This window comes from Archangium violaceum (assembly GCF_016859125.1).
GTDB classification, from domain to species: domain Bacteria; phylum Myxococcota; class Myxococcia; order Myxococcales; family Myxococcaceae; genus Archangium; species Archangium violaceum_A.
On sequence record NZ_CP069338.1, the window covers coordinates 3,924,588 to 3,948,823 of the forward strand.

Sequence of the window (24,236 nt, forward strand, 5' to 3'; positions counted from 1 at the left end):
GTGGGTGGTGCGCGGCGCCACGGCGTAGCGCTCGCCTCCATCCTCCGGCTCTGAACCGCGGACTATTTGGACTTCGCCTTCGAGCGAGCCGCCCGCGCCTGCGCACGCTCTTCTGGGGTCATCCGTGGCCACTTCTCGGGGTACTTGAAGGTGTAGAACTCGAAGTCATCCTTCTTGTCCTCCTTGCCCTTCGCGCTGCCGAGAATCGCATCGGTGATGCGAACAAGATCCTTGCCATCCTTCTGGTTGACCCAGCTGGGAGCGGAGCGGCCCAGCTTGCGCTGTGCGGACGGGCTGTAGAAGTAGACGACGTCCCCACAGTTGCCGTCCTGTCTCATGAAGATGGGCGTCAGGAGGGTGATCATCCGCGCCAGCTTGTCGCGGTACACGAGCGACGAAGCCGCAGGGGACTTCATGTACGTACGGGCCTCCTCGTAGCGCGTGCTCTTGTAGCCCTCGAACCCCGTCTTCTGGATGACCTCCGTCGGCGTGAGGCATCCTTCCCAGCTCTCATACTTGCGCGCGACCCGGTTCATGATGGTGTGGGCAACGCCCCTCCACGAGGCCTCGCTCTGGCCGATGGACTCGCCGCACACCGTGGCGACGAAGACCTCGAAGTCCTCGCGGCTCTCGGGAGGAATGGTGGGCAGGGGTGAGTAGAGTTGGGCGGCGTGGCCCGAGAGGTCCACCGTGTCCGAGCTGCAGACTCCCGAGGCGAATACCCTGGAGACGAAGGCACCGCCGTCGAATGGCGCGAAGCCTCGGCGGCCTCGCGGCACGTTCTGCTCGTGCTCCTTGGGCGCGGCATCGTAATCCGCGATGGCCCAGAAGGGCACCACCCTGCCCCCGATTCCGGTGGGCCTCATTGCTACGAACACCTCCAGCCCACGGATCTTCTTGAGGGTCCGCACGAACTCTCGCGGAAGTTGATTCAAGTCGAGGAGCTCGTGCTCGAACTTGTTCTTCTCAATCGTCACCGTGATGGCATCGATCTTCGTCAGCCGCGAGAAGACATCTTCCGGAGTGCTCGTCGGGATGAAGAACGCGGGGGACCTGGTGGAGGCGTTGCGAAAGATATCCAGGCTCTCCTGTACGAGCTCCTCGATGAAGAGGGTCTTGAGGTAGTCGTCCAGTTCCTCGACCCGCCACCCCTCTCCCTCCGGCACACGGGCGTAAGGCTTCAATTCGAAACCGAGCACGACGAAGTCGTTGAAGTGTTCGAAGCGGCACCGGACGCCCAGCTTGCCGTCGTCGAGCAGCACTTTGAACTCCTTCAGCCGAGGCCTTGGGACTTCGAGCGCACGCAGGGGCTCCGACCGGACCTGGTCTATCGGAGCTGGGGCGGACTGCTTCTTGGCGCCCTTGCCCGTCGCGGCCTTTGGGGGTGGAGGCTTGCGCGCGAGCGTGAGCTGATATTGGAACGCAAGACTCGGCGACGACTCGACCCCGCCCACCGCCGCGAGGTCATCATTCAGCAACTCGCCGAATACTCCGAGGATGGACATGAAACCGATCTTCCATATCAGCCGTGAGGCCGCGTCCGGGTCGCCCACCTCCCATTCGATACGCACCGTCGCCTTCTCGTCGGGTGGTAGGCCCTCGGGGGGGAGGGGGAAGATGTCCAGCGTCGCTTGCATCCCCTTGAAGAGGGGCGAGATGGTCGGCGTGAGCTGCATGACGGTACCGACCTGCCTGTCGTGAAGCACCTCGATCTTGTCGAGGAAGAAGCTCCTGGCGAGCTCCTCGGGCGCGACCTTGAAGCCGATGCTCGCCTCCAGCTCGTAGGCAATGGCCCGTGAGTCCTCGGGCAGCACTTCGACGGCCTCGTTGCCAAACAGGACCGGCTCGAGCCGGTAGCCCAGACGTCCCTTTCCGATGAGCCCGAGCTCGAAGACGGAGATGCGCAGCGGCCGCGTGCCCGTCCCGTCCTTCTCGTGCACCACGAAGTTCCCTCCGTTGGGGACGATGAAGGTCTCGCGCCGATGGGGCAGTTTCTTCTCGGCGAAGCTGTCACTGGTAATGGTCCACTCGAGTCGGCAAGGCAGGCTGCCCTCCAGATTCTCGTAGCTGCCGCCTACCACCACCTGCCAGTTGTCGAGATCCTGGAGGGCTGGTTGGGACTGCTCCTCGAGCGTGAGAACGAGGTGCGGTGCCGCCCGGATTCGCACGATCCCGTCGTAGCCGAGCGGAATCTGGCAGTCGCCATGGGACTCGGCCTCTGGAGTGCTCGCGGTCTGTGCCATGGTGTTACTCCTCGCGCATGAACGGCGTGCTGCTGCTCAACGGCTTCACGTCCGTGAGCCGCACCGGCCGCGGCTTGCTCTTTTCGAGCGGGCGCCGGACCGTGAAGTTGTAGGCCACGCCCGGTGCGAGCGCCTTCAGCTCGAGGGTGGCGACGAAGTCGCCGTCGAGGTCGCAACCGCCACGCTTCCCATCCACGGTGGGAGTGGCGTACCGGATATGCTCCGACAGCTTCGGCTTGATGGGCTGGAGGTGCTCGTCCGCCTTGTCGGGATCGATGACGAGCTCGAACTCACGGGCGACATTCCACGCCCCCTTGTTCTTCGCACCAGGGAGGGGGACCTCCATGCCCTCGGAGTGGCAGCGAATCTCCAGCAATTCCCCCTTCGGCTCCACCGTCAGCTCGCCCACCCACCTCGGCGTGAAGTCATACTTGTCCTCCACCTCCAGGCTCTTGGGCTCATGGTCCTCGCTTTGCGCGACGAGCTCCAGCTTGAAGCCATTCTCGCCGTCGAGGGGGCTCTTCTTCGCGCCATGGGGTTGTGGAAACGGAACGCGCGCCGAAACGATCCAGTCCGCCGCGGTGTTCTTGTCATGGACTTCGAGCTTGTCGGGCCGCAGATGGGTGAACCCCTTGATGGGCTCCCACTTCTTCGAGCTTCCGGGAGCCTGCCGGGAGAAGCGGGCGACGTATTTGTTCAGGTCCTCCGGCGCCCCGGCCACACACGCGGAGATCTCCAGCTCGCACTGGCCCGCCTTGGGGCGGAGATGGAAGGCCAGCGGCCTCTGCGTTTCCTTCCCCTCCGCGTCCTTGGAGGGCATGTCGCGCAGGGCCACCTTCCGGTACCGGCTCGGCTCTTCGTAGGTGACCTGGATGGAATTGGACGTCTTCGCCTTCAGCTCCTCGAACTTCGCCAGGGTGATGGAGCCATCTCCTTCACCGGTGCTCTCTCCAGCGAAGGGGTACAGCACGCCCTGGCCGTTGAGGGCGATGAAGTCGAACCAGTAGTAGATCATCACACCGGGATCGATCCGGCTGTCCCGGGCGAGGTCGTCGAACATCCGCCCCGGATGGAACGAAGCGACCAGCCAGTTCTCCATCTCCGGGGTGGCGCTGATCCGCAAGCGCGTCTTGTCGGCCGGATCCGCCACATCCACGTGGAACACACCCGATGCGGCAGCCGCGCGAACCTTGTCCGCCGCGCCCCTGGCTCTGACGTTGATGATGCAACCGAGGCCGTCGGCATCGATTCGCTCGAGGGCGGGAGGCTCCTTGGGAAACTGTCCCATGATCACCCCCAGCGCCGACGCGAGCGAGACGTGCATGCGCATGGGCTGGGACTTGCGATAGGCGGCCTTGTACTTGCTGTACGCGAACGCGCCGAGTCTGGCTTTGGCGGCGGCGGGCTTGTCGTGGAAGACGAGCTCGCGTTTCTCGTCGAAGACCCACAGGGCCAGCTGCTTCGGATCGTCGCACGTGGCAGGAGCGAAGGTGAGCTTGACCTGGTTCTTTTCGGTTCCCTCGCTCTTCTGCTCCGCGGTAGCGGCCTCGAGGAGCTTGGCGGCCTGGCCGCATTTGAGGGTGCAGGACAGCCCATCCCCGGAAATATCCAGCAGCTCGAACTGGAATTTCTTCGCCGCGAGCTCGGCGAGGCCCCTCACGAGTCCCCAGCCGACCTTGATGTCCATCGCATCGGAGCAAGCCTTGAACCTGAGGAGGCCACTGATGACGTAGAGCGTCTGCTTCGGGCTCTCCCACATCGCCTTGCCCGCGCCTGACAGAGCGACGATGAAGCCGTCCTTGTCGACCTTGAACAGCGCGGGGTCCACCTGGGGACCCGCCGCGGCCAGGAGCGGACGGGCCGTGACTGGGAGCACGGTTTCGGCGTGGGGAGTCCCGGGGCCATCCTCGGCCGGGCTGGTCCGCAACACGATGAACCCCGGCAGCTCGAGAGGTGCCGGGTCCTCGAATTTGATGAGCCAGCGCCAGCTCCCGTCCGCCAGACGCTGGGGCTTATCGACGATGACTGTCTCCTGGTCTTCCTGGGCCCCTGCGACTCTCGGGCGGGGAATGGAGAGGGCCGTCTCGAGGCAATCGAGTTTCACCTTGGGTTGCAAGACCTTCGGTGGTTTAGAGGTATCAGCCCACCATATTCGCGACGACTGGCTCAAGACATGCATGAAGGCTGAGGTCGAGCGCGTTGGGTTGAGTTATCGGGCACAAGGCAGAGGAAGCCCGCCCCGGGGCAGCGGGTAGCAAGCAGGAGGAGATGGAGAGGGGAGTGGGGAGAGTGCGACACGTGAGCTGCAATTGACTCCAGGCAGCTACGTGATGTGCGCTGTGCTCAGCGAGCCCAGCTTCGTCCACAGCTTCTGCCAGAGGCTGGCCGACTCCCGGCCAATGACCAGCACCACTCTTCTGGCGTGTAACAGCACCCGCGCGGCTACTTTGAGCACCCGCTCGCGCACACGGAGCAGCCCCAGCCCTCGCCCGTGGCCTGCTCCATCAGCACGCGCGCGGCGTGCACCAGGTTGTAGGCCAGGGCATTGAGCAACAGGCGTACCTCGTTGTTGGCGAAGGCGTCGATGGACACCGCGCGCTGGACGGGCGGCTGCCCCCGGTACTTGGACTTGGGCCGTCTGGCCGAGGAGAGCGCCGGGGCCAGCACGTCCATGAGCTCTCCGAAGTGGCCCTCCGCCGTGCCGCGTTGGCGGTAGTGCTCCAGCAGCGCCTGTGCCGGCATCTGCTCCTTGCTCCAGCTCGTCACCAGCCAGAAGGCGTGCGGGAAGAGCTCGTCCTTCCTCTCCAGCACTACCAACACCACGCGCCGCGCACGGCTCCAGCCCTGCGCCTGGTACTCCCATTCGTACAGGTGGGTGCCCGGCTCCCCTGCGGCACTCCCGAATTCATGAAGCGCGGCAGCGCCGCCTCCCGCTGCAACACGCTGGTGTTGCGCACGCGCGCCACGTAGGGCGTGCCTCGCTCCTCCAGCTTCGCCAGCAGCTTCTCCTCGGGAAAGCCCGCGTCGAAGCGCACCGCCGCCACCTCACACACCTCCTTCTCCACTCGCCCCAGCAACTCGTCGATGAATTCCAGCGCTCCATTGGCGCTGTGCACGTTTCCCTCGCGCAACCTCACGTCCAGCAGGTCTCCCGTCTCGGCGAGACTGGCGACAATCGGGTGGTACATGCGTACTCCGTAGTGCCCGTTGTACGCGCTGCCCTCCTGGTGCCCATGCACCTCCACCGGCAACCCGTCCACGTCCACCGTCACCTGCTTGAGCTTCTGGCCCTTGGGCTGCTGCGCCCTCAGCCTCCGCCCCGTCTGCCACACCAGCGCCTCGTGCAGCACCTTCCGGTTTTCCTCTCGCGCCAACATGGCCGTCAGCCGCGACAAGGTGGGCTGTGAGGCCAACCCCTCCGCTCCCCCCTCTTTCCCCCTCAGCGGCACGCTGCTCTTGCTGTCCGACACCGCCAACCTCAACGCCGCGTCCCTCCTGAGCGCGTCCGCGTCGTCGTGGTCTCTCCACCCTTGCCCCAACAGCAGAAGGTCCGTGCGCACCAACTCCCTCAGCGAGTGGGTTATCCGCTTCTCGTCTCGCGTGTCCGTCAACATCTCCCCCAGCCAGCGCGTCAGCCCCAACCGCTCGTCCACCTCCCTCAGCAGCACCGCACCTGCCTCCGACGTCAACCGCTCCGCCCTCGCCTCCAGCTTCACGGAGCCGTTGAACTCCAGCCCGAAGTCGTTGAGGATTTCACCCATGACGCGCCTCCTGCCTTGTGGTGGTGGATGTCTGAACAACACCCCTCTACCACTCGGGAGGTCAGGCGCGTCACCCTCCTTTTCCGGTCATCCTCCTGCACCTCTCGTGAATAAGGCGGGATCAGTGAGTTCCAGGGTCCAGTCGCCCCAGAAGCAGGCCTTGAAAGGCTGCACGATGTTGCCACCGGGGGCGAACTCACGACCTCCGGCCAACTCGAGTACGGTGGCTCCCTGTTTGGCGAGCAGTGAGACCCGGTTCTCCTTGTCATAACCAAAGTCGTCGTCGATGACGGCCAGGGTGAGCATTTCGCCTACGTGCCGCGTGCCCGCTTTCTTCACCCACCCGAAGAACTGCGGACTGGGATTCTCCTTTCGGAACCCGGGGACCGCCCACTCGTCCCGTACGCGGGCCTTGCGCTGCTTGTCGAGCACGTTGAGCAGCCAGACGGCCGTGACCGGATGCAGGTTTTCGAGCCTGCTGCTGGGCGAGAGCCAACCCTCCGTGTCGAAGAGCATCGGGCGCTTCTTCCCCGTGCCGCTGGTGGGTTTCGTCCCCGCCTGCTCATCTCCATGGACGAGACGTGGCATGTGCACCTCTTTCGCGGGGTCGCACCAGGCCATCTCCACCAACTCTTCCTCGATCACATCCAGGCCGCCGGAGGCTTCGAGCGCCGCTTTCGCCTTTTGCAGCACCGCCTTGACGCTCTCGAGGGCCCACTCATTCTTCTGGACGAGCCGAACGTTGCGCCAGCGCCGGGTGATGCCCTGTGCGAGCAGCCGGCCGTCGGCGCCCGGTAGCGAGACGGTCTGCTCGATGAAGAAGCCCTGCTTCGCCTTGAGCGTCATCCGCTCGGCGACGGCCGGCACCATCAGGGACAGTTGAAGGACTCCGTTCCTGGCCGTGCCGAGCTTGTTCGAATCAATCTTGAGGGACGCGGGCTTGCAGACCTTCCTGCCGTTGAGCAATTCGCCGCAGTCCCGCTGGCGGCACTCCATGCGCGCCCATCCGACATCTGGCACCTCCTGCTCGAAGCACAGCTCGAGCTCGTAGACTCCACCGGCGACCTTGGTGTTCTTGTCGGGAGTCGGCAGGTTGACTGTCTCGATCTCGAGCGTCAGCGGATATTCGAAGCGGCAGCAGGATTTCCAGTCTGGCTTCTCGCTCTTGGGTGCGAACGAGGTGGTCGAATCGAGGAGCGACGCGACGAGTGGCCCATAGCCAAACCCCGACCGATCGATCTTTTTCGCCGCGGAGAAGTAATCCTGGGTCAGCTTGCTGAAGGCATTCCGGTCCTCCTCCGGGAGCGCGCCCTTGAGGTGTTTCTCGATCTCTTCCAGTGTTAGGAAGTTGTCTTCCGAGTCCTCCTTGACCTCGACGAACTCGGGAAGGCGACCACTGCCCGTCTCGATTTGCCTGGCCAGCTCGAGGAGAAGCTTGATGCCGTTCTCCTTGTCCTTCTCCGGGGAAAATACCTGGAAGTGCAGGAACCCCGAACGAACCTCGAACCGTTTGCGCTTCTCGGCGAGCTCCGAGTCCTCCCGCTGGACCCGGAAGTCCTGTGAGAGGATCGCGAGTTGGTCCGGCAAGGGGCCCGAGAACCCCAGGAGTTCCCCGATGTTCACGGGGAAGAAGGGCTCCATGAATGTGACCACGTCACCCTGGGCGAGTGTCACCAGCGCCTCCTCGAGATTTGCCGGCGGCGCCTTGTAGAGCCACTCCTCCTGCCCTTCCTTGTTTCGCAAGGAGATTTCCTGCGCGGTACCGTCTTGGGTGAGAACCTTGTAGGTCTTCTTCCCCGCGCCCTGTTGACCCGCATTCGGAGGTTTCCGGTCGGCCTCGGGGACCGGCTCCTGGGACCAGACCATCGCACCGGGTTTGTCACCCGAGATGCAGACCCAGGCTCCGAAACGTCGCTTGTACAGCTCGCGGAACCAGGGAACCTCCTGGAAGTACCTGTCCAGAGCTGAGGCGGCGATCTCGGCTTTCTTCCTGGCTTCCTCCTCCTTCTTTTGTGCAGCGGAGGTGTTCTGGGTCTTCTGGACCGAGCCGGTGCCCTGGGGCTTTTGGGAAGCGGCAGGGGCGTTCTGGGGCTTCTGGGAAGCGGCGGCCTTCTGGGCCTTTTCCTCGATGGAGGGCGGGAATATCGGCGAGCGCAGGTGCATGTAGAGCGTGTAGAACACGCCCCTGCGAGGACTGGCCTGTGAGGACTGCGCCGTGCCTCCCTGCTGCGATTCCTTGGGAGTCTCCTCGAGCTCATGGCGAACGAGGACGAAACCGGGCCAGTTGCCGAGGGCCTCTGCGACTCCAGGCTTGCGGCATGGAGCTTTTTCGCCGGGCAGACGGGCGGCCACGATGTAGCCTGGAGCGACGGCACTGACGGGGACGAACTCCTGGTCGGCGGGCGGGAACAGATGGATGCCACCGTGGAGGTTTCGCTGGAGACCCAGCAAGTAGTAGCCGCCAATTCCCGTATCGAGCGACTCGTTGTTGTAGAAGCACTGCCAGGGGCTGCTCGAAGCGTTGTTCCCGCGCAAGGGGAAGCTGTATCTGGGCCGGCTGAAGCTGCTGTCGAGCACTTCGGCTGGGACCTCGGTCCTCTTCTCGCGGTAGACATAGCGCCCGCAGTGAGTTCTCGAATGATCCAGGAATAGGTCGTACTCCGAGTCTTTCACTTCAGGGTTCTTCTCGAAGAAAGTCCTCGCTCGCACCAGGTTGAAAGATGCAAAGCCCATGAGAGGGCTGCTCTTGGCAATGAGGCCAGAGCGCATCCTGAAGATCATGTGGCCCGGCCCAATCCGAGAGCCCAGGTCTACATTTCCGCCGCTATGGGGTGCGGAAAGCCGCCCCTTGGACACGAGTCCGATCTTGGTTGAGGGGTCGGCGGTCACCAGCCAGAGTTGTTCCTCCCCTCCCACCTGGAGGATGCAATAGCCGGCAATGACAATGATATGGAGGGGGTTGCCCATCTTCTTGCTATACGATCCAAAGCCCGTGTAGATGACCACCGGATTGTTGGCTCGCAGGCATTCGATGAGATGGGCAAACCTCTCCCTGAGGCGCTTTTCGCTGTTCTTTATGTCGTCGGCCTCGTGGCGCAGGCCCTCTGGGAGCAGGTGGCCTTTTTCGTCCTTATATGAGGACGAGGCACGATAACGCAGGATTCCCCCGAGCCCCGTCGGGCGAGGCCCCCGGGCCGGGAAGATCTGACTGATGGGGAGCGGAACTTCACCATCGGGATCAAGACCGAACCACGCGCAATCGGACTGGACTTCGTAATTTTTCCTTTCCGGGAAGATCGTCCATCCTTTCTTCGGCAGGGAAGGGTCAAAGGGGACCTCGAAGAAGGCCCGTTCACCTGACGGAAATCGGAGGTCGGGCAGACACTCCGGGTCCCCAGCTCTCGAATGAGTAATATATCGCTCGCGTGGGTCTCCACCCTTGATGAGCTGGAAATAGTTGTAGAGCATGGAGCACGAGGTGCGCCCACACCAATCCACCTGCTCGCTTGCATGCACCCTTTGACCAAGGAGAGGGACCTTGATGACATGCCATTCCTTGGCAAGTCGCTTGATCTCCTCCGGGAAAGAGTAGTTGTCGACGGGGAAGACGCGAAGGATCGTTCCATCCTTGCCGCCCGTTTCCACGATGTTGGTGTCCACGCCAACACCGCTTTCGTCTTCCTTGAGGAAGAATTGCTGCTGAATCGCCATTTGACGCCCCCCTCAAATGAGTCACTGCTCGGCGGAGCAGCCAAAATCCTTGATCTTGATGTTCCTGGCCCTGGCAATGGCGTAGTAGCCATCCTCCGTGCTGGATGGCTCGGTCTTCCATTGGGAGACATTTGACTCGTCCGTTGGCCAGGTCAATGTCAGCGACTCCTGATACTCTCTGCGGTCACGCAATTGGAAGTGATACGAGGAGTCACTCTTCGAGACATCCACGACTCGCATGAACTTGGGTGGAGATTCCCCACTGCTGTTGATATCGCCGAAGCGAAGGCTCGCCCGGCGATGAATGTCCACTCGCAGTTGGATTCCGGTAATGATGTCACAGCTCGACTGAACGTACCGTGCCCCCTTCTCCCCCTGGAGCAGATACCAGAGCGCGGGTAGGGAGCGGTAAAGCCGGAAGGACTCCGGGCTTAGTACCGGCATGCCGGGGTACTCCTCCTCGATGACGGTGTACTTCGTCTCGCTCGCATCGGCGGGGCGTGCATCTTCCTGCAGCGCGAGCTTTAGCGCGTCTGCCACCGACGAACTGCTCCGCGATTCGATGATGACATTGAATTCCTCGTCCCCTGCTTTCGGCGAAATGTATCCGGTGTAAACGACGAGGGAGCCATTTCGGTACATGGCGCTGACGAAGTCACCGCCGCGGAGCCTGAACTGGTGCCAGTCGTACTCAATCTTCTCCAGCTCCCAGATGAGGCTCTCCTCACGCGACCGCTGCCTGTTCTGAGAATGGTCCCAACGGCGGGTCACCACGATGGCTTCGTGCAGGCCGCCTTTCACCTTGTCCTTCGCGAGTTGCTCGAAGTTGAGCTCGAAGAAGAGTTCCGCGAGCAAATCCGGCGCCTGTTCGTTCTGAGGGTCGAGAGTCGCCGCCCGTGCGGCGGCATCAAGGCGCACCTTGGTTCTCACCGTGGCGTCCTGCGCCTGAGCCAGGAGCTTGTCGAGGCTGGGCTTGTCCGCGCCGACGAGCGTCTTCAGCGTGAAGCCCTCCGCATCCCCGCACTTGATGCGCACCCACCCCTTGGCCAACTCCTCCAGACACTGGCACTCCGTACCGATGGGGACCTTCTTCACCACCTCAGCACTCGTGGCGGGGCTGCCGCGCAGGTTCACCTCCGAGCCCTGGATATAGACTCGCGCGGCGTCCTGGGCCCACCCCATCGCGGAACTCAGCGCCACCACGCACACGGCCCAGGCGCGGAAGTGGTGCTGCGGGCTTCTCTTCTTCATGAGCCATTCCTCTGAGATGACGTGGAGAGGCGACCCGGCCCGGCAGTGTAGGGGCGGGTACGCCTTTCCCGTCATATGATGACCAGCGAACATCTCCGGGACAGAGCCTGATAGAGGCCCTGCCACAAGGTCAAGGACGGCGCCGCGCACCACCCATTCATGGGCGCCTTGCTCCTACTCGAGGCGTGGAGGGCCAGAGGCCAGTCGGCCTACCTGAGCGGAACCTCCACCGTCTCGCGGACGGCGTTTCCGCGCCGGTCGGTGTACGACAAGTCCAACTGGCCGTCGGAGAAGGAGGCCTCCATCAGGTTGGAGAGCTCCCCGGTAGGCTCCAGGGGCCGGCGGATGAGCATCCATTCCTTCGCGTCGAACATGCCGACGATGCGAATGGGCTGTTGACCGCGCGTGGAGAGCGCGACGCGCTGCCGTTCGGCATCAATGGCCAGTGGCAGCCAGAACGTGGGGGAGGTACGCCCGCTGTTCACGTCCACGAAGGTCGAATAGCCGCACGGGCTGCCGCAGCCACACCGCACATTGTAGAGGCCGGGTCGCAATTCCTCCGTCCTGCGAGAGCCACTGCACTGCGCCACCAACCGTCTCACCACCTCCGGTGCGCCCTTCGCCTCGTCGCCGGACACCGAGGCGCGCTCCGGTTCGGCGACCTTGTACGCGTTCGCACGCTTCGCCGGTACGTACGGTTCGCCTTCTCCCTCCTCCGTCTCGGCAGTCAGAAAGCCCACGTCCGAGGCATTGGACTTCCAGTGGAGCCGGTACCCCCCAAGGCGGTAGGTGTCCCCTTCCTTCGACACTTCCTGGAATGCCTCGAAGGCACCATCCCGCTCGGACCTCGAGAGATAGGCCATCCGGAGCTTCGGCTCCTTGATGATGAAGAAACGTGCACGGTCTCCGGGGGCCTCGGTCAGCCGCTGGTACTTCCCATTCTTGAAGATGAGCCCCACCCACTCGTCGGGAAGCGAATCCATGAGGGCGAACTCCTCCGGGCTGAGCGGCTCGAAACGAACGCCCCAGCGAGTGTCCGCCCCTTTCGGATCCGGAAAGGCCGCACGCCGGCCCAACGCCGCTCCCACGGCATCCGAGACCTTTGCTTCGCTCCGGGAAACCAGGTCGAGCCGCAGCGGCGCATCCTTGTTCGCCTCGAGCCTGCCTCGAAACACCACCAGTTCATTCCCCGTCTTCGTGTCGTTGTCGTAGTGGAGACGGGCGTGAAAGAGAATCAGGAGAAACGCATCGCCGCTCGTCTCGACCCGGTACCAGCTACTGTCGAAGCGGCGGCCGATGCGGGAGCCGATGCACTCCCGCGCCGACGCCGCCGCGCATCCGTCGAGCTCCAGGAACGGTTCGTCCCGCTCGTGGTCCTTCACCTCCTCGCGCAAGAGGTGGAGTTCCCGAGCGAGCCAGGCGCGCTCGAACGCGTCCTGGGCGGCGGCATCACCCGGCCGCAGCGCCAGGGTCTTCTCGGCGGCCTCGAAGCGCGCCTCGAGTTGTGCACCATCCTCCTGCGCTTCCGGGGCGACCTCAGGACGCGTCTCCTGTTGAGCAACGCGCTTCGGTGAAGGCGCCGGGGGGACCGCAGCGGCAGGAACTTCACTCTTCGAGGGCGGCTGGTCGGCAACCGCGTTCGGTCCGGAGCGGGCTCCGCCCGGACAAGCGCAAGCCACCGCGACCAAGAGCACCGACAAGACCACACGACCTTCTCGTTTCGCACTCACCGGCATGTGCCCCCCACGACCAGCACGGAGTTTGAATGAGCCAGATGTCCACTCTACCAGGACCATGCACAAGAAGGATGGGAGGCCTGTTGAAGGCGTGGGCTGGAGCGGAGGGGCCGAGGAGGGCCGCCCGAGTTGTGCGCCCGGCCTGTTCAGAGGCCGCGCAGCCCCCTAGGTGTACACGCCTGCCCAGGCCGCGCTCCCATCAGGTGCGCGGCAGGGGCCTGGGCCTCTTCACGTTGTGCGTCAGGCGGGCATATGACGCACAGGTGTCACACTGTCGGAAATAGACGCACGGACGTCCGGAGCGCCCCTCCCGCTCCGGTGTCCGCTACCTGTTGGGGATCACCGAGCTGACCGTGCTGCGCGGCAGGGTCACCTCGCTCCCGTCCTCATCGACGAGCATCACGTGCTCTTCCGAGAAGCCGACCAGTTGGCCGTGCACCACGGTCCCGTTCCTCTTCACCACCCTGACGGGGAGGAGCGGCGGGTCGGTCTCGGTCTCGTTGGTTTCGGTCTCGGGCTGCTCGACAGGGGCGAGCAACCCGAACCGGGCCAGCGGGTACAGCAGGGTGTTCCGCTTGCCCATGTTCAGGGTGTTGTCGTTGAGCTCGACCCTGGACACGGCCTCCGACTCGAAGAACAGCGGCTCCGAGGGGTCCGCCTCCCCCTGGAACCGGGCCTCCAGCGAGAAGCGGCCGTTCTCATAGCCCGCATGGCCGTTCAGTGAGCTGTTGTTGGCCAGGAAGAGGGTGTCGGCCCAGGCGGCTGAGGCGCCGAGCAACACAGACAAGACGAGCGTCCACCCCTTCATTTCGCGGCCCTCGCGTCAACACCATTGATGATCTCGGGTGAGAAGCCGACGGGCCGCACGATGCGGGCGTGTCTCACCCGTGAATCGGGAATCACATACATCGTGACGTTCATCTTCATCTCCTCGGGAGGCTTCAACGCCACGCCGTAATCCAGCAAGAGCTGGTTGATGGTTTGCTTGTCCTCGTAGCGCGTCGGTGTCTCGATGGCGTCGAAGATGTAGTAGTGGCCGTTCACGTGAGCGACCAGCCGGTGCGACTTCCCATCGATTTCCCTCTCCGCCTCCGATTGCGCGGGCGTGACGAGCTCGAGGGTGACGTCGGGGAGGGCGGTCTTGTCCTTCTGCATGTCACGCCGGGAGTGTTTGTTCCCGAGCATGCCGCCCAGGTGGAACATGGTGGAGCCAATGAGAAGGAAGACCACGATGAAGGTGCCGATGCCCCACACCCGGTGGGTCTTGAGCAACTGGTTCAGGAGAAAGGTGAGGAGGATGATCGCCGGGACGGCCAGGGCCAACGATGGGACGGGAAGGAGCATCACCTCCGCCCCATTCAGCAGGGTCTCGTAGATGGGGAGGTCCATTTCCTCGACGGGGATGGCGAATCCCTTGTAGTAGCTGGAGCGGTAGCGCGCTCCCGCGACATAGAGGGGGATGGCCAGGATCGCGAGGAATGTGGCGATGGGCGTCAAGACCATGGCGACCGGATGGGACTCCGGACTTTTCTTCGTCGAGTCCTCCGCGCCCGGTTGGGTGCCCTCCGGTTGGGCGTCTCCAGGAGGGAGCGTTTCATCCGGTGCGGCAGGCGCACGTTCCTTTCTGTCTCTCCGCGGACCACCCAGCATGCATTCCTCCGAGTTCCTCTCGGCCCACCACTCCACAGGTCGAGTGCACCTGTTCGGGTGCTGACGACGACGTCCATGGGAGAGCGAGTCCGCCCGGCGCGGATGTGACGGCCCCCGGCCTCGTGGTGGAGACGAAGCCCGTGTGGAGAGAGCCTCTCGCCTGAACGCAAGAAGGGCCTGACTCCCCCCTGGAGGGGAATCAGGCCCTCGGTGCCTGCCAGGCTTCTGCGGTGCTAGGCGCACGCCTCGCGCAGCTCCGCGACCTCGACGGCGAGGAGCCAGTCATCCTTGAAGTCGGTGGCGGCGCGGGCGAGCTGCTCCAGGCGCTCGAGCTTCACGGACCTGGACTCGCGCAGGGTGCGCACCTCGCGGTAGAGCGCCGCGAGCGACGGGTGCAGGGCCGTGGCCTTCTTCGCGCGGGCCTTGGCCTCGCCCTCGCCCTCGGCGAAGGCATTGAGCTCGCCGAACCAGCGGTCCCACGCGCCCGGGTCCGCGGGGCCACCGGCCACCGAGGGCAGCCCCTGGCTGAGGAAGAGCTGCGCCACGCTCGGCAGCTCCACGGGGCGGCCGTCCAGCTCGCCGCGCAGGTTGAGCACCTCGCCCCCGCCCACCGCGAAGCCCTGGAGCTTCAGGCCGCTGGCGAGCTCCACGTTGAAGGGCCCCCGGTCCGGCAGCTCCCCGGCGCCGAACGCCACCAGCGCCAGGCCCGGCCACGGCTTACCCTCGGCCTTGCCCTCGCGCGACACCATCACCGGTCCCTCCAGCCGCACCAGCGCGCTGGAGAGCCCCTCGGCCACGGGACGGGCGCCCGGCAGGGCCTCCACCACGCGGGCGGTGATCTCCCGGCCATCCGACAGCACCAGGTGGTTCACCGTGCGCGCGTTGATGGCCTCCTTCAGGCCGTAGTCACCGCCGCGCTTCCAGGCGAGCGTGGCCTCGAACTCGGCCAGCACCTCGAAGAGGTGCTCGAAGTCCCGGGCCACGAAGAGCTGGGGCTGCATGCGGGTGATGTCGTACTCGGTGTCCGCGCACACGAGGCTCAGCGGCACCTTCTTCACCTCGGAGGTGAGGCAGTGCTTCGCCTCGCCGATGCTCGAGAGCAGGCCGGCGCCGTAGATGCGCGGGCGCTCGAGGTCGCCGATCAGCCCGTACTCGGCCGTCCACCAGTAGAGGCGCGAGGCGCGAGTGCTCTCGCTGACGTAGCGGCGGCTCTGGTTGGCGGCCTCCAGGCGGGCCTCGGCGTGGGCGATCTCCTCCGCCGTCGCGGTGGGGTCCTCCTTCACCACGCTGAGGTTGCGGATGGCCTGGAAGACGGCCTCGTCCTCCACGGTGGCGATGGCCTTGAAGCCCACCAGCCCGCAGCGCTTGAGGTACTCGGCGTAGCGCGCGTTGGCGATGATGGGGGCGTGGCCGGCGCTCTCATGGACGATGTCCGGAGCCGGCGTGTACTGGATGTGCTCGTGGGTGCGGATGTCGGCCGCGATGGCCAGCACGCCCAGGGACTGCAGCTCGGTGAAGACAGCGGGCGGGATGAAGCCGCGCACGCTCACCGCGGCCCAGCCCAGCTTGGACAACTTCTCGTTCATTTCATCCAGGCTGGGGATGCGCTCCACGCCGATGCCGGTGGCCTCCAGTCCCTCGAGGTAGACGGGGTGCGCCTTGTCGCCCAGGTGGCTGCGAAGCTGGCGGAGGATGTGGCGCCACACCGCCTGGTCCCTCGGCGTGTAGGCCTCGTAGTCCTGGCTGACGACGTAGCGGCGCAGATGCGCGGGCAGGCGGGCGATGGTCCGTTCGGTGGGCGTCATCGTGGCTTCTCCGTTTCATGAAATTCTAAGGACGGAAGCCCCCGACGGAAATCCGATAAAAACCGACGTCTTAGTCGCTTTTCCGCCGTTTCGACGCGAGGCGTTGACGCAGTCCGGCGAGGACGATTTGAGCGGCCTCGGAGCCGGGGCCGCCCGAGGGACGGAGGGCCACCACTTCGACGGATTGGGGGTCCTCCTCGCGCAGGGCCCAGACGAAGAGGTCCTCGGGGAAGGAGCGCAGCAGGCGCAGGTCCGGAGCGATGGCGCAGGCGCGGTAGGCGCGCAGCAGGTCGAAGAGGTGGAGGAAGCTCTGCACGCGGGACACCTCGCGCACGGTGACGTCATGGGCGGCGAAGCGGGCGCTGTTGGCGCCGCCGTAGGGGTCGTCCCGCTGCCAGTCGACGAAGGGCTGGCCCTCCAGGTCGCGCACGTGGAGGGCGCGGCGGGAGGCGTGGCGGGAGGCCAGCTCGCTCTGGGGGCCGGCGAGGACGACGAAGGGCAGGTGCAGGAGGGACTCGGCCTCGACGCCGCGGTGGGGAGGCAGCGGGGTGAAGTCCACGGCCAGGTCGAGCTGGCGCGTCTGCACCTGACGCACGAGGTCGAAGGTGCCGCCGAAGCTGACCTCGAGCTTGATGTGGGCCTGGGCCACGTCTCCGGCGATGCCAGCGAGGAGGAAGTTGGAGAGGGTGGGGTTGAGGCCCATGCGAAGGCTGGACTCGGCGCTGGCGAGGTCGCGCAGGCGCTTGAGGTCGAGCTGGTGCAGGGGCGTCTGGGTGCCCTCGTAGAGCTTCTCTCCGCGGGCGGTGAGGTGGAGTCGGCGGCCGGGGCCGCGCTCGAGGAGGGGCTGACCATCGGCGAGGGCCTCCTCGAGGGCGCGGATGTGCTCACTGACGACGGAGCGGGCCACGCCGAGGTGCTCGGCGGCGCCTTCGAGGCTGCCGGACTCGACGGAGGCCGCGAAGGACTCGAGCCAGACGAGGTGACGCGGGAGCTTGCGTGGGGGCATCGGGGTTCATCCTTACACCACCTCGGCGAGCCTGATCCCTGGGGTGTTCGCTCCTACTTCGGGGAGTCACCCACCAGGTTGTTCTTGGTCTCGATGACCTTGTCTCGATGACCTTCTCCTTGACGGCGTTGGGATCGATGGTTCCCTTGAACGTGCCGACAGGAGTCTTGATCGTCTGCTCGCTGCGCTGCTCGGCCATGCCCTCGGGTGCGCACAGGGCCCTGCGGGACTCCTGGAGGGAGACAAGGCCGGCGTTCATCGAGGTGTGCTCCTCCGTGCGCTCCTTGGCGACGACCTTGTCCTCGCGGATCAGCACGCAGTGGTCCTCTCCGTAGTACCAGGCGGTGGAGCCATCGCTGAACTCCTGAGCGCGGGTGGGGCCTGCGTGCATCGTCTCGACGACTCCCTGCGAGGACATGCCGGGATGGACGGCGTTGAATCGCTTCTGCATGGAGGCACAGCCGGTGGTGGTGGCGAGCAACAGCGGAACGACGAGCCGGGTCACTGTTTTCATGGATGGGGATCCCTACGGGCCGAGGATGCCCATCCTGGTTCATCGCGAGGGGTGAACGTAGGCAGGGGCCGATGGCGCGCGGATGGCGCGCAACGAGACCACGAGCGAACTTGTCCTCCGCTGGGAGTGCGCGCTGGCTTCGAACCCCGGCCGACCGGGCGCTCGTGTCAACAGGCGCCCTATATATCCTCGGGCCTGGAGTCGCCCCGCATCGTTGAACGCGGGCCCGGCCTCCGCATCCACCCCACCGACTCCCGCGCCATCCAGCCAGCGTCGCCACCCGTCCTTCGGTGTGTCATGGAGGAGTCGAACCTTCCGCAGATCCGAGGGCGAGCGAAGCTTCTTCGCGAGCGACGGGCTGTACACGGACTGCGCGCTGCGTGCCACTTCCCGTGGAGCTACGGAGGGAAACTCATTCTGGGACGCTTCCGTAGCGAGCGCGCGATGCGCATCCAGGGCTGGACGTTCGGAACATGCATGATCGTCGTCGCGGGATACGTGGCTTTCGCTTGAGAGGAGGGAACTCATCTCCGACTCGCCCATCGCCCCCGGAAATGGCGGAGCTGTTGCCCGGGTTCATGAGCGTTGGATCGAACTGCTCGCGTTCCGCGCGAACCTTGATGCCGCCTCGACGTCGAACCAGGGAAACGCTTCATTTGCGTTCTCTCTGTTCGTATCACCCAGCATTGGGTTGCCGCTCAATGCCGTCTCGTCTCCCGGACGGTGTCCATGATCCGAGTTGTCATCAACTGTTCCCGTGTTCCTTAAAGGCGCGAAATGACGAGTTTTGGTCCTTGGTCCGTAGCTTGCCCCGTTGAGGGGCTGTCGCTTCGTCAGGCGGCGAGTTCAGGCGTGAATCATCAGGAGGGTGACCCGAAGGACCAGGTCTATGCGTGTTCGCTGTATTGTTCAGGATGTCGCACGCATGCGCTGTCCAATCCATCCCCGACAGCGAACGAGAACTGTGCCCGATGTGCTGGGACATCTGAGGAAAGGCGAAAGTGTGGCGTCCAGCAGAAGCTTGACTCGGTGCAGTGCCCAAGTGCCGGGATTTGTCATGGAGGTATCCTTACAATCAAGTCGTGTGAGAAGTGCAAGGGGATTGTTGACTATGACTGTGCCGGCCAACGGATAGAGAGTAGCGGAGGGGGTGAATTCTATTGCTGCGAGAAATGTCCGACGGGGGCCAGTCGAACGAACGATATGCCCTGCACTTCGAGTCCAACGCTGCCAAACGGTTGCAATGCAAAGCCCTCCATGTGTCAATGATCATCCGTCCGTTCATGGTGGTTGCGGTGGTTTGGGTTCTCGCCCTTGCCGGATGTGTCCCTTCTGGATTTGTAGTCGCGGAGAAACGGATGGGATGGAGGGCCCATGCAACTGCGGAGATGCTTCGGCTATATGACGAGTTCGGAGCGCCGACGCACCAGGGAGTGCTCGAACGCAAGGCCGATGGATGGGCGGAATATGTCTTTGCCGACGGTCGTCGGCGCATGGTAATAGATGACGATGGGAATGGGCGCCCGGGGGCAATTGCGGATGATTTGCCAGATGGAACGATGGTTACCGCAGTTGACTCCGACCAGGATGGTCGACCGGAGTGGCTCGCTCAACAAGACGGAAATGGTCGGTTCTTCGACGACACGAACTATAACGGCACTTTCGACAGGCTGCGAACCGTATTTGCTGAGGGGGATTGGTTTCGTGTTCGTATCTGGGTCGATGAGGACGAGGACGGGCACTTCGAGGAAACGGAGTCGTGGTTGGAGCCAGCGGCGATGCCGGTCTTCACTCCTCCGCAAGAGCACCATCCGCCACCTACGAGATGACCTCGCTGGCTTCCAGGCGCCCGGTGACCTGGAACCAGGGGGGCTCTGGGAATGGGTTCTCTTCGAGGCGCATTCCCAGGTGACGCATCACGGCCATCGAGGCGCTGTTTCCGCGCTCGGTGCCCGCGACGATCCGACTTAGCTTCAAGGTCCCGAAGGCGTACTGCACCAGGGCGCGAGCGGCCTCCGTGGCGTACCCCTTTCGCTGAAAGCGCGGTGAGATGGCCCAGAAGAGGCCGACCTCGGGTGAGGACCGCGCGCCTTCGACCCGGCCAAAGCTGGGCAGCTGGCCGAACGGGGCCAACAACGGCACGAGACCCACCAGGCCAACGAAGGAACCGCCGTCCTTGAGCACCACCGCACGGTCACCGTAGGGCGGTTGGTGCAGGAGGGCCAGTTGCTCCTCGCTGCGGACGGTCCACTCCAGCCATTGACGGCGCTGCTCCCGATTCGCCTCTTCACTCAGCTTCATGTCTACTCAATCGATGTCGACATAGAGCCGGTGGCATGCCTCCAGATCATCCATCACCAGTGGACGTATTCGCAGCCGCTCTGTTTCCAGCGTGGGTATCCGCATGACATTCCTCTCCGCGCGAGGGGCGTGAGCCCGTGGTATCCAGCGTTTGAGAAGTGCTCCGTGACGAAGGGAGGACGCCTCCGGCCAGGGGTTCCCTCTCACGGGACGGTACTCTACCGTGGGGGAGGGGACACGCAGGGTGGAGGGGATGTCGGGAGGGCACGGGGTGGCCCGGGTGCTCTGGGTGAGCGGACGGTGGGTTCGTTCCCTTCGTAGGGAACCGAGAGCGTCAGATATCCATCCTCGCCCATGAGGAGGAGGTCGACGAACGGCGGCGCGGGAATCCGCCGCTCGGCCCAGCAGGTGCACATCATAGTCGCGTCGAGTCCCATGGTTATCGGCGAAGGGGTGGAGTGGGGACTCCTCGAAGGACGTTACGAGGGACGTTACATCGACATCCTTCCTATCAGCACCACCGATAGCATCCTGGCCCCATCCTTCTGTTCGCCTCCTCCGGGCCCGGCCCGTCTCCCCGCTTGTGCACGCCGTGCTTGGTCACCTGGTGGGCCAGCCCCCAGGGCGGACGGCTATGCTTGAGGTTAGACTTCGCCGATGAACTCCAGCCCATCCAGCCGGCCGTCCGTCGTCGTGGCGGAGCTGGGGCCTACGAATACGGGGAAGACCCACCGCGCCATCGAGCGCATGCTCGAGCACGACACGGGCATGATGGGTCTGCCGCTCCGTCTGCTCGCTCGTGAGGTCTACGACCGGGTGACCGCTCGAGTGGGCGAGGGGCGGGTCGCCCTGATGACCGGGGAAGAGAAGCGCCTGCCGCCGCGCCCCGACTACTGGATCTGCACGGTCGAGGCGATGCCGACCGATCGACCGGTCGACTTCCTCGCCGTGGATGAAATCCAGCTCGCCGCCCACCGCGAACGCGGGCACGTCTTCACCGACCGATTGCTCCATGCGCGTGGGCGCCGGGAGACCTGGTTCCTCGGCGCGGACACGATGCGGCCGATGGTCCAGGCGCTCATCCCCCATGCCTCGGTGAAGCGCGCCACCCGCCTGTCCCAGCTTCGCTATTCCGGGCGGCGCTCCCTGAAGAGCCTTCCTCCGCGCTCGGCCGTGGTCGCGTTCTCCGCGGACCGCGTGTACGAGCTCGCCGAGTCGCTGCGCCGTCTGCGTGGCGGGGTTGCCGTGGTACTGGGCGCGCTCTCCCCCAGGACGCGGAACGCCCAGGTGGCGATGTATCAGGCCGGAGAGGTCCAGTACCTCGTGGCCACGGATGCCATCGGGATGGGTCTCAACCTCGACCTCAACCACGTCGCCTTCGCGGCGCTCTCCAAGTACGACGGTGCCGAGCAGCGCGAGCTCTTCCCGGACGAGCTGGCCCAGATCGCGGGCCGCGCGGGGCGCCATCTGAATGACGGGACTTTCGGCACCCTGAACACGCTGCCCGACCTGCATCCGCGGGTGACCTCGGCCATCGAGGCACACCGGTTCCCGGCGGTACGCAGTCTCATCTGGCGTAATGAAGCGCTCGATTTCTCGAGCCCGGAGTCCCTGCTGGATTCGTTGTCGCGAGCTCCGCGCCACAGTGCCTTCATCCGGGTGGAACGCGCGGATGACTTCGATGCGCTGAAGGAACTCTCACACGTTCCAGCCATTCGAGAGGTCGCCACCGACCGGGCCAGCGTCGAGTTGCTGTGGCAGGTCTGCCAGATTCCGGATTTCCGCAAGGGTCTCTTCGGTCAGCACGTCGCGCTGCTGCGTGAGACCTTCCTTCAGCTCTCCGAGGGGGATGGGAAGCTGGAGCAGGCCTGGCTGTCCAAACAGGTGTCTCCGCTCGATGATGTCGCCGGAGACATCCACACCCTGATGGACCGGTTGGCGGCCATCCGCATCTGGACCTATATCAGTCATCGTTCGAGCTGGCTGCACGAGGCCGAGTACTGGCAGGAGCGCACCCGCCGCATCGAGGACGCGTTGGGCGATGCTCTTCATGAGCGGCTCGTGGAGCGCTTCGTGCAACGGGCCGCGCGGCGGAGTGCGCGCCGGTTCGTGCGAGCCACCGCGCAGCCCGCGACCCGGTCGGACAGTCCCTTCGCCAGGTTGGGGTCCCTGTTGGGGGAGGTGCCGGGCGCTGACGGCGCCGCGATGACGGAGGAGCAGTTCGTCCAGCGGGTGGTCGACGCGACGCATGAGGCCTTCGTGGTGGACGCGTTGGGAAACATCTCGTTCGAAGGGCAGCCGCTGGCCCGTCTGGTTCGCGGGACGGACCGGCGCTCACCGCAGCTGGCGCTCACGGAGCCGGAGGTCTGGACCGGAGGCGCGCGGCGGCGGCTCGAGCGCCGTCTGGTGGCGCTGGCGAGGGATCTCGTCACCGAGGCCATGGGAGGCTTTCCAGCCGAGGCCCTTTCCGGAGCGGACCGCTCCGCGGCGACACGCGGCCTCGCCTACCGTCTGGCCGAGGGTCTGGGCGTGATTTCCCGAGGTGAGGCGCGCGAGCAGTGGCGGCTCCTGGACGATGAGGCACGAGAGCGCTTGAGGTCGCTGGGGGTCCGCGAGGGACAGCGCTTCCTCTACGTCGCCGAGGCGCTCGCACCGCATGCGCTCGAAAGGCGCTGCATGCTGACGGCGCTGTTCCAGCGGAGTCCAGCACCCAACGGGGTTCCGGGAGAACCGGTGCTCGGCGTCGCGGAGCTCGGCGGCCGGGATGCGCGAGCCTTCGGGTATGAGGTGCTCGGTCCCGTGGCACTGCGGGTCGACATCGTCGAGCGGCTCGGCGAGGCGCTGCGCCACCCGCACGGCGCTCGGCAGGTGCAAACGCTCATGCAGGAGCTGCGTCTGGAGAGCGATGTTCGCACACGGGTTCTGCGAGAGCTCGGAGGTCCGTCCGGGAACGCTCCGTTGAAGAGGCGGCGGCGACGGCGGAGAGGGAAATCGCCGGCGATGGCTCCCGACAAGAGTGGAGCCAGTGGGCAACCGGCTCACGCTGGCGCGCACCAGAAGCCCCGGAGGAGTGGGGCAGGGGAGGGGGGCGTATAGGCTGGTGGCCCTCTCGCCAGACTGTTACGAGTGCCCTGGCTGGAGGTGGGTCATGAGCGAGGCGAAAAAGGGACCGGGGCAGGACACCCCGGTGGTGCTCTTCGACGGCGTCTGCAATCTCTGTAATGGGGTCGTGAACTTCATCATCGACCGGGACCCCTCGGCGCGCTTCCGCTTCGCGGCGCTCCAGTCCACCCAGGCCGCGGTGCTGCTCGCCCCCCTGGGACGCGTGCCGGAGGCCGACCCCCAGAGCTTCATCCTCGTGGAGGACGGGCGCGTGTATGAGCGCTCCAGCGCGGCCCTGCGCGTGGCCCGGAAGCTACCCGGAGCGTGGAAGCTGTTCTACGTCTTCGTGGTCGTCCCCACGCCCCTCCGCGATGCCGTCTACCGATTCATCGCGCGCAACCGCTACCGATGGTTCGGCAAGGCGGATGCGTGCCGCATGCCCACGCCGGAGCTGCGCGCGCGGTTCCTCTGAGCCGGTTCAGGGTAGGCTCGGCGGCCATGAGCCCCTCCCTTCGTATTCGTCCCTACCGCCCGGATGACCGGGACGCCGTGTATGACATCTGCGTGCGCACGGGCGCGGCGGGTCAGGATGCTCGGGGCCTCTACCGGAGCGACGAGCTGCTGCCCGACGTCTACGCCGGCCCCTACCTCGAGCTCGAGCCGCACCTGGCGTTCGTGGTCGATGAGGGCGGACGCGCGGTGGGGTACGTGCTCGGCACCGCCGACACGCAGGCCTTCGTGGAGGCCTGGCGGGCCCGGTGGCTGCCGCGCGTGGCGGGCCGGCATCCTCCCCCGGTCGAGCCGGCCCGCACCGCGGACGAGCGGCTGATCGCCACGCTGCACCATCCCGAGTGGATGCTCGCGCCCGAGCTGGCCCCCCACCCGGCGCACCTGCATGTCGACCTGCTCCCCCATGTTCAGGGGGCCGGGTACGGCCGGCGCCTCGTGGAGACCTTCCTCTCCGCGGTGGCTGCCGCGGGCGCGCCCTCGCTGCATCTGGGCACGGGCAACGACAATACCCGGGCACTGCGGTTCTATGAGCATCTGGGTTTCCAGCGGCTCACCGTGGCGGGAGCCGTGGGCACCACGTACTTCTGGTGCCCTACGGCGAAGCGCGGTTGATCACATCTCCACGGCGGAGTCGATACGGGCGCGG

17 protein-coding genes are annotated in these 24,236 nt (G+C 65.2%); 4 read left to right on the forward strand and 13 right to left on the reverse strand.

Annotation, left to right across the window (positions count from 1 at the left end; genetic code table 11):
* Window positions 1–62: 62 nt before the first annotated feature.
* The 12 genes from JQX13_RS16945 to JQX13_RS16995 all read right to left on the reverse strand — a co-directional run bounded on the left by JQX13_RS16945 (window position 63) and on the right by JQX13_RS16995 (window position 17,163).
* Window positions 63–2,243 carry a cell wall hydrolase gene (locus JQX13_RS16945; RefSeq protein WP_203410041.1) on the reverse strand — a complete coding sequence of 727 codons (2,181 nt, stop codon included), beginning with the start codon at window positions 2,241–2,243 and terminating at the stop codon, window positions 63–65.
* Window positions 2,244–2,247: 4 nt separating this feature from the next.
* Window positions 2,248–4,347 (reverse strand): hypothetical protein, encoded by a 2,100-nt coding sequence (locus tag JQX13_RS16950; RefSeq protein WP_203410042.1) that lies wholly within the window; start codon window positions 4,345–4,347, stop codon window positions 2,248–2,250.
* Window positions 4,348–4,566: 219 nt separating this feature from the next.
* Window positions 4,567–4,698 carry a hypothetical protein gene (locus tag JQX13_RS55400; RefSeq protein WP_275424885.1) on the reverse strand — a complete coding sequence of 44 codons (132 nt, stop codon included), beginning with the start codon at window positions 4,696–4,698 and terminating at the stop codon, window positions 4,567–4,569.
* Entirely contained in the window at window positions 4,686–5,066 is a 381-nt protein-coding gene (locus tag JQX13_RS16955; protein ID WP_239014423.1) for a hypothetical protein, read from the reverse strand. Before JQX13_RS16955 ends, JQX13_RS55400 begins: the two co-directional genes overlap by 13 nt.
* Window positions 5,054–6,004 (reverse strand): IS1380 family transposase, encoded by a 951-nt coding sequence (locus JQX13_RS16960; RefSeq protein WP_203408984.1) that lies wholly within the window; start codon window positions 6,002–6,004, stop codon window positions 5,054–5,056. Before JQX13_RS16960 ends, JQX13_RS16955 begins: the two co-directional genes overlap by 13 nt.
* Window positions 6,005–6,091: 87 nt before the next feature.
* On the reverse strand, window positions 6,092–9,715 hold the full coding sequence (locus JQX13_RS16965; RefSeq protein ID WP_203410043.1) for a cell envelope integrity protein TolA: 3,624 nt from the start codon (window positions 9,713–9,715) through the stop codon (window positions 6,092–6,094).
* A 21-nt stretch (window positions 9,716–9,736) separates the two neighbouring features.
* Window positions 9,737–10,966, reverse strand: a complete 1,230-nt coding sequence (locus tag JQX13_RS16970; protein WP_203410044.1) for an SH3 domain-containing protein — start codon at window positions 10,964–10,966, stop codon at window positions 9,737–9,739.
* 209 nt (window positions 10,967–11,175) lie between these two features.
* On the reverse strand, window positions 11,176–12,666 hold the full coding sequence (locus JQX13_RS16975) for a hypothetical protein (RefSeq protein WP_203410045.1): 1,491 nt from the start codon (window positions 12,664–12,666) through the stop codon (window positions 11,176–11,178).
* A gap of 361 nt (window positions 12,667–13,027) precedes the next feature.
* A complete protein-coding gene (locus tag JQX13_RS16980; protein WP_203410046.1) occupies window positions 13,028–13,510 on the reverse strand; it encodes a hypothetical protein in 483 nt (160 codons plus the stop codon).
* Complete coding sequence (locus JQX13_RS16985; RefSeq protein ID WP_203410047.1) at window positions 13,507–14,205, reverse strand: hypothetical protein; 699 nt, start codon at window positions 14,203–14,205, stop codon at window positions 13,507–13,509. The genes JQX13_RS16980 and JQX13_RS16985 overlap by 4 nt, the downstream gene beginning before the upstream one ends.
* Before the next feature lie 380 nt (window positions 14,206–14,585).
* Window positions 14,586–16,157, reverse strand: a complete 1,572-nt coding sequence (locus JQX13_RS16990; RefSeq protein WP_203410048.1) for an aromatic amino acid hydroxylase — start codon at window positions 16,155–16,157, stop codon at window positions 14,586–14,588.
* Between the two features lie 70 nt (window positions 16,158–16,227).
* Entirely contained in the window at window positions 16,228–17,163 is a 936-nt protein-coding gene (locus tag JQX13_RS16995; RefSeq protein WP_203410049.1) for a LysR family transcriptional regulator, read from the reverse strand.
* A 1,686-nt stretch (window positions 17,164–18,849) separates the two neighbouring features.
* Here JQX13_RS16995 and JQX13_RS17000 point away from each other — a divergent pair.
* Window positions 18,850–19,506 (forward strand): hypothetical protein, encoded by a 657-nt coding sequence (locus JQX13_RS17000; protein WP_203410050.1) that lies wholly within the window; start codon window positions 18,850–18,852, stop codon window positions 19,504–19,506.
* Here JQX13_RS17000 and JQX13_RS17005 read toward each other — a convergent pair.
* The gene (locus tag JQX13_RS17005; RefSeq protein ID WP_239014793.1) at window positions 19,496–19,978 is read right to left on the reverse strand and encodes a GNAT family N-acetyltransferase; all 483 of its coding nucleotides are present in this window, start codon (window positions 19,976–19,978) and stop codon (window positions 19,496–19,498) included. The two genes, JQX13_RS17000 and JQX13_RS17005, sit on opposite strands and share 11 nt — an antisense overlap.
* Before the next feature lie 657 nt (window positions 19,979–20,635).
* On the opposite strand from JQX13_RS17005, the gene JQX13_RS17010 reads away from it, so the two are divergent.
* The 3 genes from JQX13_RS17010 to JQX13_RS17020 are packed head-to-tail and all read left to right on the forward strand — an operon-like array spanning window position 20,636 to window position 24,202.
* A complete protein-coding gene (locus JQX13_RS17010; protein ID WP_203410051.1) occupies window positions 20,636–23,074 on the forward strand; it encodes a helicase-related protein in 2,439 nt (812 codons plus the stop codon).
* Between the two features lie 52 nt (window positions 23,075–23,126).
* A complete protein-coding gene (locus JQX13_RS17015; RefSeq protein ID WP_203410052.1) occupies window positions 23,127–23,552 on the forward strand; it encodes a thiol-disulfide oxidoreductase DCC family protein in 426 nt (141 codons plus the stop codon).
* A 26-nt stretch (window positions 23,553–23,578) separates the two neighbouring features.
* A complete protein-coding gene (locus JQX13_RS17020; protein WP_239014794.1) occupies window positions 23,579–24,202 on the forward strand; it encodes a GNAT family N-acetyltransferase in 624 nt (207 codons plus the stop codon).
* Window positions 24,203–24,236: the final 34 nt, after the last annotated feature.

What these genes read in the sequence shown, in the direction of transcription:
- JQX13_RS16945 (WP_203410041.1), bottom strand. Translation starts at nt 2,243, where the DNA reads ATGGCACAGACCGCGAGCACTCCAGAGGCCGAGTCCCATGGCGACTGC.
- JQX13_RS16960 (WP_203408984.1), bottom strand. Translation starts at nt 6,004, where the DNA reads ATGGGTGAAATCCTCAACGACTTCGGGCTGGAGTTCAACGGCTCCGTG.
- JQX13_RS16965 (WP_203410043.1), bottom strand. Translation starts at nt 9,715, where the DNA reads ATGGCGATTCAGCAGCAATTCTTCCTCAAGGAAGACGAAAGCGGTGTT.
- JQX13_RS16970 (WP_203410044.1), bottom strand. Translation starts at nt 10,966, where the DNA reads ATGAAGAAGAGAAGCCCGCAGCACCACTTCCGCGCCTGGGCCGTGTGC.
- JQX13_RS16980 (WP_203410046.1), bottom strand. Translation starts at nt 13,510, where the DNA reads ATGAAGGGGTGGACGCTCGTCTTGTCTGTGTTGCTCGGCGCCTCAGCC.
- JQX13_RS16985 (WP_203410047.1), bottom strand. Translation starts at nt 14,205, where the DNA reads ATGGTCTTGACGCCCATCGCCACATTCCTCGCGATCCTGGCCATCCCC.
- JQX13_RS16990 (WP_203410048.1), bottom strand. Translation starts at nt 16,157, where the DNA reads ATGACGCCCACCGAACGGACCATCGCCCGCCTGCCCGCGCATCTGCGC.
- JQX13_RS16995 (WP_203410049.1), bottom strand. Translation starts at nt 17,163, where the DNA reads ATGCCCCCACGCAAGCTCCCGCGTCACCTCGTCTGGCTCGAGTCCTTC.
- JQX13_RS17000 (WP_203410050.1), top strand. Translation starts at nt 18,850, where the DNA reads ATGTCCGACGGGGGCCAGTCGAACGAACGATATGCCCTGCACTTCGAG.
- JQX13_RS17005 (WP_239014793.1), bottom strand. Translation starts at nt 19,978, where the DNA reads ATGAAGCTGAGTGAAGAGGCGAATCGGGAGCAGCGCCGTCAATGGCTG.
- JQX13_RS17010 (WP_203410051.1), top strand. Translation starts at nt 20,636, where the DNA reads ATGAACTCCAGCCCATCCAGCCGGCCGTCCGTCGTCGTGGCGGAGCTG.
- JQX13_RS17015 (WP_203410052.1), top strand. Translation starts at nt 23,127, where the DNA reads ATGAGCGAGGCGAAAAAGGGACCGGGGCAGGACACCCCGGTGGTGCTC.
- JQX13_RS17020 (WP_239014794.1), top strand. Translation starts at nt 23,579, where the DNA reads ATGAGCCCCTCCCTTCGTATTCGTCCCTACCGCCCGGATGACCGGGAC.